This window comes from Mycolicibacterium lutetiense (assembly GCF_017876775.1).
Lineage (GTDB): Bacteria > Actinomycetota > Actinomycetes > Mycobacteriales > Mycobacteriaceae > Mycobacterium > Mycobacterium lutetiense.
Window position 1 is genome coordinate 421,295 of sequence record NZ_JAGIOP010000002.1, and the last position, 15,321, is coordinate 436,615.

General features: G+C 63.1%; 9 protein-coding genes and 2 pseudogenes. 7 read left to right on the forward strand and 4 right to left on the reverse strand.

The window, feature by feature from the left end; translation table 11 throughout:
- Positions 1-193 precede the first annotated feature (193 nt).
- From JOF57_RS11295 to JOF57_RS11305, 3 genes and pseudogenes are all read left to right on the forward strand, one after another.
- A pseudogene (locus JOF57_RS11295) lies at positions 194-1,580 on the forward strand (ISL3 family transposase).
- An 83-nt stretch (positions 1,581-1,663) separates the two neighbouring features.
- Positions 1,664-2,050, forward strand: coding sequence for a site-specific integrase (locus tag JOF57_RS11300; RefSeq protein WP_209916494.1), 387 nt, complete (start codon positions 1,664-1,666; stop codon positions 2,048-2,050).
- Positions 2,043-2,552 (forward strand): hypothetical protein, encoded by a 510-nt coding sequence (locus tag JOF57_RS11305; RefSeq protein WP_209916496.1) that lies wholly within the window; start codon positions 2,043-2,045, stop codon positions 2,550-2,552. Before JOF57_RS11300 ends, JOF57_RS11305 begins: the two co-directional genes overlap by 8 nt.
- A gap of 765 nt (positions 2,553-3,317) precedes the next feature.
- Here JOF57_RS11305 and JOF57_RS11310 read toward each other — a convergent pair.
- Positions 3,318-3,749, reverse strand: coding sequence for a DUF4189 domain-containing protein (locus tag JOF57_RS11310; RefSeq protein WP_209916498.1), 432 nt, complete (start codon positions 3,747-3,749; stop codon positions 3,318-3,320).
- Positions 3,750-4,359: 610 nt separating this feature from the next.
- Between JOF57_RS11310 and istA the strand changes: the two genes are divergently transcribed.
- The 3 genes and pseudogenes from istA to JOF57_RS11325 all read left to right on the forward strand — a co-directional run bounded on the left by istA (position 4,360) and on the right by JOF57_RS11325 (position 8,523).
- Positions 4,360-5,982: an IS21 family transposase gene (istA, locus tag JOF57_RS11315; RefSeq protein ID WP_209915585.1), complete on the forward strand. Its 1,623-nt coding sequence runs from the start codon at positions 4,360-4,362 to the stop codon at positions 5,980-5,982.
- A 1-nt stretch (position 5,983) separates the two neighbouring features.
- Positions 5,984-6,784, forward strand: a complete 801-nt coding sequence (gene istB / locus JOF57_RS11320; protein WP_209915583.1) for an IS21-like element helper ATPase IstB — start codon at positions 5,984-5,986, stop codon at positions 6,782-6,784.
- 352 nt (positions 6,785-7,136) lie between these two features.
- Positions 7,137-8,523 (forward strand): annotated as a pseudogene (locus JOF57_RS11325) (ISL3 family transposase).
- 201 nt (positions 8,524-8,724) lie between these two features.
- Here the strand turns inward: JOF57_RS11325 and JOF57_RS11330 are convergent.
- From JOF57_RS11330 to JOF57_RS11340, 3 genes are all read right to left on the reverse strand, one after another.
- Positions 8,725-10,203 carry a sensor histidine kinase gene (locus JOF57_RS11330; protein WP_209916500.1) on the reverse strand — a complete coding sequence of 493 codons (1,479 nt, stop codon included), beginning with the start codon at positions 10,201-10,203 and terminating at the stop codon, positions 8,725-8,727.
- Positions 10,193-10,969 carry a response regulator transcription factor gene (locus tag JOF57_RS11335; protein ID WP_209916502.1) on the reverse strand — a complete coding sequence of 259 codons (777 nt, stop codon included), beginning with the start codon at positions 10,967-10,969 and terminating at the stop codon, positions 10,193-10,195. Before JOF57_RS11335 ends, JOF57_RS11330 begins: the two co-directional genes overlap by 11 nt.
- 340 nt (positions 10,970-11,309) lie before the next feature.
- Positions 11,310-11,957, reverse strand: coding sequence for a DUF305 domain-containing protein (locus JOF57_RS11340; RefSeq protein ID WP_209916504.1), 648 nt, complete (start codon positions 11,955-11,957; stop codon positions 11,310-11,312).
- 832 nt (positions 11,958-12,789) lie between these two features.
- On the opposite strand from JOF57_RS11340, the gene JOF57_RS11345 reads away from it, so the two are divergent.
- A complete protein-coding gene (locus JOF57_RS11345) occupies positions 12,790-13,767 on the forward strand; it encodes a L,D-transpeptidase (RefSeq protein WP_209916506.1) in 978 nt (325 codons plus the stop codon).
- The last annotated feature ends 1,554 nt before the right edge of the window (positions 13,768-15,321 follow it).

The following is a 15,321-nucleotide window of genomic DNA, read 5'->3' on the forward strand; positions in this document are numbered from 1 at the left end:
GTGGAATCCTTGTGCTTGCAGCATCCCGATCGTTGACTGGGCATCAGAAGATCCCGTCGGTGCGGCCACAGCCGAACTCGCCAACGCGATCGGCGCCGCGCCTGCCGCTACCGCGATCGCAAGGCCTGCTAATGCGGCTCTTCCGACTTGATGGGGGTCTGGTGTGACCGATTGGGTTCGTGTCGGTGACTGATTGAGGGCTCGCGCCCTTGTCAACTGGGTGTTCTCTACGCATCCAGAGCAAAGGCGCGAGCATGTCTGACAATAGTGGTTCCCTGCTGCTTGGACTCGACGGCATCACCGTGGAGTCCGTGCAAGTCGATGACGGCGATGTCCGCATCGTTGAGGTGGGCACAGCGCTCGAGTGGGTCGGGATCTGCCCGGACTGCCGAACCAGATCGTCGCGGTCGAGGGGTTGGGTCACGACTCGGCCCCGGGACATCAAGATCGGTGCGGACCGGCCGCTGATCATGTGGCGAAAGCGGAAATGGTTGTGCACCAACACCTCCTGCGAACGCAGGTCATTCACTGAGTCGACGCCGTCGATCCCGCCGCGGGCTCGGGTGACGGTGCGAGCCAAGGCGGAGATGGCCCTGGCGGTCCTCGACGACGACCGCTCGGTCAAGGCCGTCGCCGCCGCGTATGGCTGTAGCTGGAACACCTGCCATGACGCGGTGATCGCCACCGCGGATCCGGTCCTGGCCGGTGAACCGCCCCCGGTGCGGGTGCTGGGCATCGATGAGACCCGCCGCGGGAAGGCCAAGTGGGAGACCTGCCCGGAGACCGGGGCCCGGGCGTGGGTGGACCGCTGGGACAGCGGCCTGGTCGACATCACCGGCGCCGGCGGGTTGCTGGTCCAGGTCAACGGGCGTGCCGCGCGGCCGGTGACCGACTGGCTGACCCAGCGCGAGCAGGCGTGGAGGGACGGGATCGAGTTCGTCGCGATCGACATGTCGGGGGCCTACGCCAAGGCCGCCCGCGAGGCGTTGCCGCACGCGAAGCTGATCGTGGATCGCTTTCATCTCGTGAAGAAGGCCAACGAGATGGTCGATCGGGTTCGCCGCCGCGTCACCCAGACCTACCGCGGACGCCGCGGGCACAAGAGCGATCCGGAGTGGATCAACCGCCGCCGGCTGCTGCGCGCCGCCGAACGGCTGACCGACGATCAACGCCACACGCTGTTCGAGAAACTGACCTGCGCAGACCCCAACGGGGACATCGCGGCGGCCTGGATCGCCAAGGAACTGCTGCGAGATGTGCTGGCCTGCACCGACCGTGGCGGTCTGCGCTACGAGATCGGCGACGCGCTGTACCGGTTCTACACGTTCTGCGCGGCGTGCTCGGTACCCGAGATCGTCAAGCTCGCCGAAACCATCTCCGCGTGGCAGGAACCGATGATCCTGGCCATCACCACCGGGCTGTCCAACGCCCGCAGCGAGGGCTACAACAGAATCGTCAAACACGTCGGCCGAATCGCGTTCGGATTCAGAACACCGGACAACCAACGCCGCCGCGTACGGTGGGCCTGCACCCGCCAATCACGGCGAGCGCCATCCAGAACCAGGCTCCGCCCCTGCTAAGTCGGAAGAGCCGCATTGACCCCGACAATCCAAGCGAACGCTGCCGGATCAAAGACGGCACGAAAAACGGCGAGCAACGCAGCGTGACGATTCCGCCTCATATCCGCGACGACGTGAAAGCGCATCTGAGCCGCTACGTCGGCAAGAGTCCCGATGCACTGCTATTCATTCCGGCGCGTGGTGGCTGCCATCTTGATGACCGGGTGTTTAACAAAGACGTTCTGAGCAAGCCTGCCAAAGATGTTGGCAAAGACGACATTTCGGTTCACGATTTGCGCCACTTCGCGGGAACGAAAAACGCTGCTGTGTCGTCGCTGGCTGAGAACATGGCACGGCTCGGACATAAGACGGTCGGCGCGGCGCTGCGTTATCAGCACAGCCAGGACGGACGTGATGCCATCGTGGCCGCGAATCTGAGTGCCAACGCGCTGGCTGAGCTGACCAATACTGCGCAGGCCGAAAATGCTTGATGAGAGCGTGCCGGTATGGACGCGTGAAGGGTTGACGGCATACGGCTTTGAGGGATTCGTACCCTTCGCTGCGCTTCCGACCGCTGGCGTGCCGCAAGACAAGCCCGGTGTCTACTGCGTGATTCGTCCAAGCACCGATGAGCCAATTTTTCGCCCTATCAGTCCCGCTGGACACTTCAAAGGCAAGGACCAAACCGTCCCACTCGCAGACCTGAACAAACAATGGGTGCAGGGTGCAACGGTGGTCTACATCGGCAAGGCATGTCTCGGCGGCAAAGAGGACCGAAGTCTGTGGAAACGGCTCGATGAATTCAGAAGGTTCGGCCACGGCGAGCGGATAGGACACTCGGGCGGAAAACGCATCTGGCAGCTAGCAGACAGCGCAAGTCTGTTGGTCGGTTGGAAAGAGACCGCCGACGACGAAGCGGAACGAACCGAGCGCCGACTAATTGAGGCGTTCCGGCGTCACTACGGGCGTTTGCCCTTCGCCAACATGAAGTGACTCGACCCACGACGACCACCCTAATAGCTGGCTAATAGTTAGAGACGCGCCGCGCTGGTGTGTTTGTGCAGGTAATCGGCCTAATGCCCGCAGGTTTCGTACCTGCGGATGCATGCCGGAGTAGCACGCGCAACGAGCAATCACGCTGTGACACAGCGGGTTTCACTTCTCACCAGGTTCGGGCAGCTCATCGCCGAATCGCAGCGTGTTTCGTCTGGAATCTCTCGCTTGATTCGGGCCGCTGAGTCAACGCTGAAACGCCGAGACTGGCGAGCCGGTGTCATTTGTTGGGCCACGCGTCGATGACAGCGCAGCGGCGATCTGGGCGCGTACTCCCGCCAGTGTGGCGACGACGACAGCCCCGGGCACTTCCGCTTTGTGCCGCAGGCCGGTTTTTTCTGAGGCACAGCGCCCCCGGCGTGGCATTACAGGCCAGAGTGTCCCACCAAATCACGAAAGCGCGAGGTTAGCGACCGGGGAGGCCGAGCCACGGAAACACCGGCCGGTTGGCGGGCGGCGCCACTGTGCCCGGCCGCGACCTGATCGACACATGGCCGTCGCTTGAGCAGGTGGTGGTGGTGACGTCGTGGCTCTGGCAGGTCGGTCGGGCGTCGACGGCAGGAGCCGAAACGAGCGCCGCTACCGTCAAACTCGCCACGAGCAGTGCTGACTTTCCTGGAGTTGTCATTTGTCCCTCGCCCTTCAAGCGGCTGCGCCGATTAACACAATGGTCATGCGCTGCATGCGCTGCGATTCGCTCACGCATCAGGGGCAGTCCGATATGACAACGCCGGCGTGCGGACCATGGGGCGTGTTGTTTTCCGCCGCTCGCCGGAGCGCATCCTGACGGGCAGCCTCGACAGTCACCCCGACACCGCCGGCCACATGATCGTTGTAGTCGTCAGCAACGGACACGATACAGAGATTGTCGTTGGTTACCGCGTCGCTGCTGCAGTCTTGACCACCGTCGGCCTGGCATGCCGCGATCACGGCCGCCGCAGCCTCCTCTGCGGTGTCGCCGGTTGCCCGATAACCCACCAGGGCTCCCTGGAATGTACCGGTACCGACCGCCGCGTACATGCCCTCGCGGTCCTCGACAGCGCCGCCTGGTCCACCCGCCCAAGCGGTGCTTGTCGAGATCCCTGCGGCGATGACGCCCGCAGCCGCGAGCGCCGAAATCATACGGGTACTGGCCATGCCGGTCCTCTCATCAAAGCTATCTGGGGTTGTCGCCCGCCACGGTTTTGGTCCACGACGCTGAAGGGAATGTCCTGAGGTCGAGCAGGATAGCACGGCCCAGTCGACGGACAAGTGCGGCATACCCCGACCGTCTACGGCTAAACCCCGTAGACGAGTCCCGGATTTCGCCGATAGGCGCGACGGCGCCCCCGGCGTGGCGGGATCCACCCAATGCGATACGGACGGGATGCGGCACACCCGAGACGGTGGCACACCCGAGACGGTGCGGAACGTGCAGATCGCCGCTCAGCGGACGCGAGAGGCACCAGCAAGCGACCGCTCTAGCGTTGACCATGGGTTCGCGCGTCCAAGGGTCATTTTCAACCCGCCAGGGGGTCAGGTTCGGCAGCGCAATTCAGACCAGGGGGTCAGGTTCGGCAGCGCAATTCAGAGTCGTGCGTGTGCGGCCTGTCGTCTGCCAGGAGGATGGGACCAGTGTGAGCTGATTTTGACAGGGTGATGGGACCACCTGGATTGCCAGTTATGGGACCACCGGCGCGTCGCGTCGGTGGTCTCTTCATCTGTTCGTTTGATCGCCGTGACGGTCCAAGTCACGGAGGCGGCGGGCATGGCTTTTCGGGAGGTCAGTGTGAACGAGATCAGGGAAGTGCTGCGGGTGTGGCTGGGGGTCGCCGGGCTACCGGCACCGGGCTACCGCACGATCGCCGCGCATTGCGGCGTGGACCGCAAAACGGTGCGCCGCTACGTCGAGGCCGCGCAAGCGGCTGGTCTGCACCGCAGCGACGGCGTTGAGGCCGTCGATGACGGGTTGATCGGGGTTGTCGCCGACGCGGTGCGCCCGGTACGCCCGGATGGCCACGGCGCAGCGTGGGAACAGCTGCTGGGGTTCGAGGACCAGATCACCGCGTGGGTGGCCGGCGATGGTGAGCAGCGTCCGTTGACGATCACCAAGATCGAGACCCTGCTGGCCCGTCAGGGGTGCGTGGTGCCGTATCGGACGTTGAACCGATTCGCTGGTGAGCGTTGCGGTTTCGGCCGCAAGGACACCACGGTGCGGGTCGCCGACGGGGATCCCGGGGTGGAATGCCAGATCGATTTCGGCTACCTCGGGATGCTCACCGACGCCGATGATGGGCGGCGCCGCAAGGTGCACGCGCTGATCTTCACCGCCGTCTACTCCCGGCACATGTTCGTGTGGCTGACCTACTCGCAGACCCTGGTGGCGGTGGTCGCTGGCTGCCAGGCGGCGTGGGAGTTTTTCGGCGGCGTGTTCGCGGTGCTGATCCCGGACAACCTCAAGCCGGTGATCGCTGCCGCTGATGCGGTCAATCCCCGGTTCACCCAGGGGTGGCTCGACTACGCGGGCCATGTCGGATTCCTCACCGATCCGGCTCGGGTGCGCTCCCCCAAGGACAAGCCGCGAGTGGAACGCGCAGTGCAGTACGTCCGCCGAAACTTTTGGGACGGTGAAACATTCATCAGTATTGAGCAGGCGCAGCAGGCTGTCACCGTGTGGTGTCTGCGTACTGCCGGGACCCGTATCCACGGCAGCACCTGTGCACGGCCGGTGGAGGTGTTCACCACCGAGGAGCAACCGCTGCTGCTGGCGGTGCCGGGCGCCTACGACGTGCCGGTGTTCAAAGCGGTCAAGGTGCACCGCGACTTCCACGCCGAAGTCGCCAAAGCCCTCTACTCGCTTCCCGAGCAGTGGATCGGCACCACCGTCGACGTGCGTGCTGACGGTGAGCTGGTGAAGTTCTATCACCGCGGTGTGCTGGTCAAAGTCCACCCCCGTCAGCCTCCGGGTGGCCGCAGTACCGACCGTGCCGATTTACCCGAGCACAAAGCCGTTTACGCGCTGCGGGACTTGACGACGCTGATCGCCACCTGCGCCGCGCACGGCCCCAATATCGGGATCTACGCCGAACGCATCCTCGACGATCCGCTGCCGTGGACGCGGATGCGCACCGTCTACCGACTCCAGGGTCTGGTGCGTCGTTACGGCGCGCAACGCGTCGAGCAGGCCTGTTCGGTGGCACTGGATCTCGATGTCGTCTCGGTCAACAAGATCGCCTCGATGCTCGAGCGTGCCACGGAGAACACGATCCCGGTACTGCCGCTGGCCGTCGGCCACACCGCTACCCGGTTCTCGCGTGATCCCTCTGAATTCAGCACCACCTCAACATCATTGACCGTGATCGCCAATGCCGACTCCGAGGGGATCTGCTGATATGACTACCACCAACCGCGTGGCCGCAGACCCGGTGGGCGCTGACCTGCTCCGACTGCTCAAAGCACTCAAACTCGGTGCCCTGGCCGACACCCTGCCCGAACGGGCCGCACTTGCCCGCCAGCACAAACTCAGCCACATCGGATTCCTGGAAACACTGCTCGCCGACGAGGTATCCCGACGCGAATCCCGTTCAGCCGCCCTGCGGGCGGCCAAAGCCGGACTCGACCCGAGCATGCGCTTCGACTCTTGGACCGCACAACAGGACCTGCGCTACGACCGCACCCTGCTCGGCGACCTGACCTCGCTACGATTTCTCGACGCCGGACAGTCCGCAATCATCCTCGGGCCCGTCGGCGTAGGCAAAACACATCTGGCAACAGCCCTGGGACACATAGCCATTCGGCGCCGCCACAGCGTCCTGTTCGCCCGATCCGACAAACTGTTCACCCGGCTACGCGCCGCCCGACTCGACCACACCGTCGACGCCGAGATCCGCCGGCTGGCGGCCGTCGACGTCCTGATCATCGACGACTTCGCGCTGCGCTCCCTCGACGCCACCGAAACCAGCGACTTCTACGAAATCGTCGTCGAACGCCACCAGAACAAGACCACCATCGTGACATCAAACCGGGAACCCGCCGAATGGTTGACCATGACCGCCGACACCCTGCTCGCCCAATCAGCCATCGACCGACTCACCGCTGCGGCCCACACCCTGGTCATCGAAGGACCGTCCTACCGCCAACGCACTCGACCCGGCCAGCTTGACCCAGAAGAACCCGACGAGCATCCTCGATAACGCGCCACGGTGGTCCCATCCCCCTGGCAATCAGGTGGTCCCATCACCCTGGCAAGCGACACGGCCCGCGTGGGGTATCGCGGTGTGCGGTTAGCTGGCCTCGGCGAACAGGGGTGGACGGGGTGGACTGGGTGGACGCGGTCTGCGAAAAACGCGCTCCGGCCCCTCTACGCGATATGAAATCTATCTATATGACCTGGTCGTTTGGTTTTCGTGTCCGACCGAATTTTCACAGCCATGTCCACCCTGTCCACTGTGTCCACCCTCTCAGCGAACTTCGCAAGCTCGTTTGCTGGCTCTTCCGACTTGATGGGGGTCTGGTGTGACCGATTGGGTTCGTGTCGGTGACTGATTGAGGGCTCGCGCCCTTGTCAACTGGGTGTTCTCTACGCATCCAGAGCAAAGGCGCGAGCATGTCTGACAATAGTGGTTCCCTGCTGCTTGGACTCGACGGCATCACCGTGGAGTCCGTGCAAGTCGATGACGGCGATGTCCGCATCGTTGAGGTGGGCACAGCGCTCGAGTGGGTCGGGATCTGCCCGGACTGCCGAACCAGATCGTCGCGGTCGAGGGGTTGGGTCACGACTCGGCCCCGGGACATCAAGATCGGTGCGGACCGGCCGCTGATCATGTGGCGAAAGCGGAAATGGTTGTGCACCAACACCTCCTGCGAACGCAGGTCATTCACTGAGTCGACGCCGTCGATCCCGCCGCGGGCTCGGGTGACGGTGCGAGCCAAGGCGGAGATGGCCCTGGCGGTCCTCGACGACGACCGCTCGGTCAAGGCCGTCGCCGCCGCGTATGGCTGTAGCTGGAACACCTGCCATGACGCGGTGATCGCCACCGCGGATCCGGTCCTGGCCGGTGAACCGCCCCCGGTGCGGGTGCTGGGCATCGATGAGACCCGCCGCGGGAAGGCCAAGTGGGAGACCTGCCCGGAGACCGGGGCCCGGGCGTGGGTGGACCGCTGGGACAGCGGCCTGGTCGACATCACCGGCGCCGGCGGGTTGCTGGTCCAGGTCAACGGGCGTGCCGCGCGGCCGGTGACCGACTGGCTGACCCAGCGCGAGCAGGCGTGGAGGGACGGGATCGAGTTCGTCGCGATCGACATGTCGGGGGCCTACGCCAAGGCCGCCCGCGAGGCGTTGCCGCACGCGAAGCTGATCGTGGATCGCTTTCATCTCGTGAAGAAGGCCAACGAGATGGTCGATCGGGTTCGCCGCCGCGTCACCCAGACCTACCGCGGACGCCGCGGGCACAAGAGCGATCCGGAGTGGATCAACCGCCGCCGGCTGCTGCGCGCCGCCGAACGGCTGACCGACGATCAACGCCACACGCTGTTCGAGAAACTGACCTGCGCAGACCCCAACGGGGACATCGCGGCGGCCTGGATCGCCAAGGAACTGCTGCGAGATGTGCTGGCCTGCACCGACCGTGGCGGTCTGCGCTACGAGATCGGCGACGCGCTGTACCGGTTCTACACGTTCTGCGCGGCGTGCTCGGTACCCGAGATCGTCAAGCTCGCCGAAACCATCTCCGCGTGGCAGGAACCGATGATCCTGGCCATCACCACCGGGCTGTCCAACGCCCGCAGCGAGGGCTACAACAGAATCGTCAAACACGTCGGCCGAATCGCGTTCGGATTCAGAACACCGGACAACCAACGCCGCCGCGTACGGTGGGCCTGCACCCGCCAATCACGGCGAGCGCCATCCAGAACCAGGCTCCGCCCCTGCTAAGTCGGAAGAGCCGCTAATGCTGAGCGTAATGTGAAAGACATCGACCCTTCCTTTCAATAGAAGATTCGTCTACCGCTCAGCCTAAATGCGAAAACGGCGCGCTATTCAGAACTCATATCGAACCCAAAATATTGCGCATATCGAACGTCCAGGACATTTTCAGCTGGTACCGTGAATTTTCACATTTTGGGTGCGCTGCCGTCACGTACTGGAAATGTCATCTCGTAGCGGCAGCCGCACGATAAACGAGGTCTGCCCCGGCGCGGATTCGACACGCACCGTGCCATGGTGCGCTTCGACGATCGACGCTACGATCGCCAATCCCAAACCAGTACCTGTTTCTGGGTCACCCGGATTCTGTGCTTTGACAAACCGGTCGAACAGGTTCGGCAGCAATCCAGGGTCGATGCCGGGGCCGTCGTTGGCAACGATCAGCTCGACCCAGCCCACACCTGCGCCCGGCACAGCCAGTGTGGTCGTGACGATTGTTCCAGGTGGGGTGTGGACCCGGGCATTGGTGAGCAGGTTGCTGATGAGCTGATGCAGACGGGCGCGGTCCCCGAGGACACACACCGTCGTTTGGGGTAGTACGGTCTGCCACGTGTGCTCGGTGCCCACGACAGCGGCGTCGTTGACCGCATCGACGACCAGTTCAGACAGATCCAGTTCGCCATAGTCAAGGTCTTGTCCCTCGTCGAGTCGGGAGATGAGCAGCAGATCGTTGACCAGTCGGGTCATCCGGTGCGATTCGGCTTCAATACGGGCCAGCGCGTATTCGGTGACTACCGGCAGCTCCGCACTGTCTTGCCGGGTCAACTCCGCATAACCTTGGATCGCCGTCAGGGGTGTGCGCAGCTCATGACTGGCGTCGCTAAGAAACCGCCGGGTGCGCCGATCGGACTCCCCGCGGGCGGCCAGAGCATTGTCAACGTTGTCCAGCAATCGATTCAGCGTGTCGCCGACGATGCCCACCTCAGTGGTGGGATCCGTGTCGACGGCGCGGACACGCATCGTGATCCGGTGGTCGTCGTCGGCCAGGGGCAGGTTGGCGACATGGGCGGCGGTGGCGGCGACCCGCCGCAAGGGCCTCAGCGATGACCGCACAACCGCGACCGTGCCCAGCGACGTCGCAGCAAGCGCCGTCACGATCAGTGTCAGAGTCCACAACGTTTTCTCTTTGAGAGCACGATAGGCAGGAGCCAACGACACTGCCGAAACCAGGCGCTCACCGCCCTCGATCGTCCGGCTGCGCACCCGGTACGGACCTAAACTGCCCAAATCGATAGTGAAAGCCGGCCCGTTGCGCCAGACGTGGTTCTCGATTACCCCCATCACGTCCGCCGGCGCCGGTCGCGCATCGCGTTCGTAAAACACGGCCGATTCGACCACTTCGTTGCCGTGCAGCACCGCAATGACGTTGTCGATACCTTGTCCGGTGAAGTGGGTAAGTTCTTCGGCCAGCGCAGGGCCGTCAGCATGATCCTGTAACGCGTACTCGAACGCGGACAGTGATTGCCCAACTTGGTAGTCACTGACGTTGGTCACATAGCTGCGCAATGTCAGAATCGATACCGCCCCGACAGCCACCAACACCACCGTCACGACAGCGCACACACCGAAGGCCAATCGGCTCAGCAGCGAGCGCGGCGGCCACCCCCGCACGCGACTACTACGTGCCATCGGCCGGCCGCAGCATGTACCCGACACCGCGAGCGGTGTGAATCATCGGTGCTCGCCCGGCATCGACCTTCTTGCGCAGATACGAGATGTAGAGGTCAACAATGCTGGTACGACCCGCAAAACGATAGTTCCAGACCCGGTCGAGAATCTCGGCGCGGCTCAAAATCCGCCGCGGATTGCGCATCAAGTACCGCAACAACTCAAACTCGGTACCGGTCAGCGTGATCGGGTCGTCATCGCGGGTCACCTCACGTGAGGCCCCGTACAACACGAGCCCGCCCACCCTCAGCACCTCGTTGTCGGGTGCAGGCAGCACACTCGATCGGCGCAGCAGACCGCGCAACCTGGCAACGAGCTCTTCAAGACTGAACGGCTTGGCCATGTAATCATCGGCACCGGCCGTCAGACCAGTCACCCGGTCGATCACCGAATCGCGGGCCGTCAGCAAGAGGGTCGGCGTGTACTGGTCACCGCCGCGCACCTGCCTGAGAATTTCCAGCCCATCCGCATCAGGAAGCTGAATGTCCAGGACGAGCGCATCGGGGCGCATCTCGGTGAACTTCTGCACCGCTTCCCGGCCGGTGTGAGCAACACCGACCTGCCACCCTTCGTAGTGCAGGGCCATCTTCACCAAGTTGGTCAACGCCGGCTCATCGTCCACCAGCAAAATCTTGATCGGCGTTGCATCGCCGCCATCCAGACCGCTGACCGGGCCGTCACCCACGGCCCCCCGGAATTGATCATGTGCTGTTGACACAGTTGTCATAGCTATATGTTCCGAAATCCAAGTAATGCCGTCACTACATTCATGCCGTTCCCATATAGTCCCTGTTGGCGGCCGTCACCGAATATTGCCGCTGCGTGAAATTAATCCCAACCTGCCGCGAATCAACGTCAAATCGCATAACTCGAAGGCACTGTCGAATCTCGGATGGGGGCACCACAATTCCATGAAACCGCGACGCCGCACCGTAAACCGGTGAGCGTTCTCCTGTCGCCACTGGTGGCTGAGCCACAGAAGTTGTCTATTCAGAAACTCGATGTTGTCCTCAGCGGAGCCATGCGGTGCGGGTCTCGATGTGCGCCGGAGCCTAGCGCTCTCGCAGCTACAGTGACTTGAGAATCTCCTGCATGGTGGCGATCTCCTCATGCTGGGCGGTGACGATCGAACGCGCCAGAGTCACTGCCGCAGGAAACTGGCCACCGTCGATCTCCTGCTGGGCCATCGTGATCGCGCCGTTGTGATGCTCAATCATTTGAGTGAGAAACAACTTTGAGGCCTCCACCCCCTGGGCGGCGCGCAGAGCGGTCATATCTTGCTCGGTCATCATGCCCTCCCCCATGGTCGCCATACCGTGGCCGGGCATGGTTGGCATCCCGGTCGCCGATGGCATCGCCGGGACGTCCCACTCGGTCAGCCATTGCGACATCTGATCGATCTCGGGGTCCTGAGCAGCTTTGATGGCGTTGGCCAGCGACACCACGCGCGGATCGACGCCCTGCTTGGCCAGGATCATGTCCGCCATTTCGACTGCCTGCCGGTGATGGGGGACCATGCCCTGTGCAAACGCCACGTCGGCGCCATTGTGGGCCTGTGTCGGGGCGCTGCTCGCGGGCGTGGTGAGTGGTGATGGCGTCAGCGATGCCATCACCGAACTGTCATGAGCGGCATCATCGCTACCGCTGCAGCCGCTCACCGTCAGCGCGATGCCCATCACCCCGGCAGCTACAGCAGCCATACGCTCTGCACGCATTTCGTGTCCTTTCGTCGCCCCAGACCACATAGGCACGATGCCTTACCGCCCAGCGTCGCCGTTGTTTGGCCGCCGCTGTCTCAGCTCCTCTCCAGGGTGACCGCCGAATCTTGTGACCAGTTCGGCTTTCGATAAAGAGTCGGTAAAGAAACCCGCTCGGCGCCGCGCCGCAATACACGGAGTCGGTACATAAGTAGCATGTGCCGACATCTCGTGGTAGGCCTCCCGCGGTGTCCGACGCGCGATGAGTCGACCACGTCGCCACGGCGAGGTCGGCGTGCGTAACTCACAGGGTGGGGATCCTGGAGGCGCCGGTGAACATCACCCCGCGGCACCTCGGATATCCATCACGCGGTCGGGTACATACGATCGATGCGCGAGCCCATCGATCCTCGGCGACGCGGCCGCTCTACGCCGTCGCTGCGCTGGCTCCAAGACTCGTGGATGTGCAGTCAACTTGTACAGCACCGCTTGCATCGGCTGCACCCGACTCGACTTCTCACACACGGTTGCCACGGGAAGAAGTGCCTGCTGAGCAGTAGACCGCACCAGGCACGGTCCTAGAACACTTTGGGTATGGTCAGCAGGAGACGAAATGGGTTTGCTCCCTTTCGCTTTATGAAATCTTCATCGAAGGACTAAGGCAGCTACATCCCCAGCGGGCACGCTAGAGGCTAACGCGATCACGATGGGAAAGTAACGAAGCCAGCGACCCCTTCACCATCAAAACAGAAATCTACTATATCCGTACGTACCTAGTAGACTGTCGTGCATGCGCTGCGCAGCCCGTTCGCACGGCCATTTCGTCTACACCCTGCGCTGAGGAGGCACCATGTACTACCAGAGCGCACATCGCCGGTCCGCCCCGATCCTGGCAGCCCTAGGGGTCTCGGCATCGCTGCTGACTGGCCCTGTCGCGATGGCGGACCCGCAAAGTCCACCACCGCCCACGCCCTTCGAGTCGGCGCCCACTCCAGACCCGGCGCCACCGCCAACAGCCGGACCTGTCGCTGGGACGGCTGAGCCCGGCCCGCTACCAACGCCGTTCACACAACCGTTGAGCTCCGACACTGCTGCCGGACAGAACCCGCTCCCGTTCACGGGCCAACCTCCGTTCCTTCCGCCATCGTTCAATCCGGTCAATGGTTCGACAGTCGGTGTCGCAAAGCCGATCTACATCAACTTTCAACGCCCGATCGCCGATCGACAGATGGCGCAAGACGCAATCCGCATCTCCTCCAATCCACCCGTCCCCGGCAAGTTCTACTGGATGAGTGACACCCAAGTCCGATGGCGGCCAATCGATTTCTGGCCCACCGGCACAGTCGTCAATGTCGATGCCGCCGGCACCACATCCAGCTTCCGCGTCGGTGACGCACTGGTCGCCACGATCGACGACAAGACCCACCAAATGCAAGTAGTCCGTAACGGCAAACTGGAGAAGACGTTCCCGGTATCACTGGGGAAACCGGGTTACGCGACACCGAACGGCACCTACTACGTGCTGGAGAAATTCCCCGACATCATCATGGACTCCTCGACCTACGGGGTTCCGGTGAACTCGGCTGAAGGCTACAAACTCAAGGTCCAAAACGCCGTCCGCATCGACAACAGCGGCATCTTCGTGCACAGCGCGCCCTGGTCGGTAGCCGACCAAGGAAAACGCAATGTCAGCCATGGCTGTCTCAACCTCAGCCCTACCAACGCGCAATGGTTCTTCGACAACTTCGGCAGTGGCGACCCCGTGGTCGTCAAAAACTCCGTTGGCATCTACAACCAACCCGATGGAGCGCAAGATTGGCAGATCTAGGCGAGATCGGCTGCCCATCGACCCACACGGCAGCCTGAGCGGGACTCCCCACAACATCCTCCGTGCCACATGCGTCCCGGCGCCGGCTGACGCTTGACACGGCCGCGATCATCACGGTGTGCACCAACATAATTGGACTGTCCTCGACAGTCGACTACCCATGCGGGCACGCAGCACAACAACCTTGCACGCCACCGTCTGAGGTCGCTGGGCCGTCCACATGATGCCCAATAAGATTGCGGACGTGGGTTTGTTGGCGCCGCGCTCGGGGTAGGCCATCGGAACTGCGGATTCCGATAGTAGAAGGAAGGTCACCCAATGAGCACCTCAGCCACCATCCTCGAAACTCACCCCCGCACGATCGCTGAAGACTTCCGGACAGTCTTGGCCGCCTGCCTCGACGCCTGCCTGGACTGCTCTCAAGCGTGCACTCAATGCGCCGACGCGTGCCTCAGCGAGCCAGCTATCGACACACTCACCGCCTGCATCGCAGCCAACCTCAACTGCGCCGACATCTGCACCGCTACTGCAACCATCAACGCCCGACAAACAGGATTCGACCCCGAACTCGCCCCAGCTCTAATCGCAGTCTGCGCAACCGCATGCCGAGTCTGCGCCGATGAATGCCAACGCCACTCATCGCATCACCAACACTGCAAATTCTGCGCCGACGAATGCCGAAGGTGCGAACAGGCATGCCGCGCCCTCATCGAACAATTCAGCTGACCGCCTCGAAAATCGAAGCATCTCGGCCATCTCGAACCCGCCCCGCTCCAAACCCGGGTACACCTCGGCTCTCGCCCGGGGGCTCAGTCGACTGCGCATTCTCGACCCACCGCGTGCGACGCCCGTGGCCACCTGGTCATGGATGCTGACCTACGGTGCTGGAGGCGGGCAAAACCGCCCATCCGCGTTGCAAGCCCACTGACCCGATGAGGGGGACAAGTCGAGCCCAGCGACCAGGAACTCGGTTCCACACCGGCCCACAGCTATCCGCATACATTGCATCCCATCGGTCTGCGGACCGCTGATCCCGACATATTCGCCCGTCCATGCTCCGCAGACCGCCCTGCAGGCAGCAGGTCTCATGCCGATTCAAGGCCTGCCCACGGCGTCTCGGGGTACTCGATCACGACGGCATACGGGAGTATGTAGTAGCTCAGGATTATCGAATCGAAATCTGCAGAAGATTGGGGACTTTAGGCACTAGTCGCCGCAGCGGTGGCGGTGCGACCGTAGGTGGAGGATGACACGAAAGGGAACTCCCATGAAGACTCATTTCCACCATCTGCTGACGATCAGTGCAGCAACCCTCGGCGCCGCGGCAGCGATTAGCGCTCCTGCTGCAGGGGCGGCTCCGCAAGAATGCTTGCAGCCATCTCCCGGAGTGCACGAATGCACCTCGCCGGGGCACGCACAAATCCACGTGCCGCCACCGGCCCCCAACTACCCCAACTACCAAGGCGGGCCAGGGGGCGGTCCCCCGCATCTGCCTTGGATCGGCTAGCTCTCGCATCGTCAAACAGCCCGCGCACGCGTGCCCTTGATGGCCGA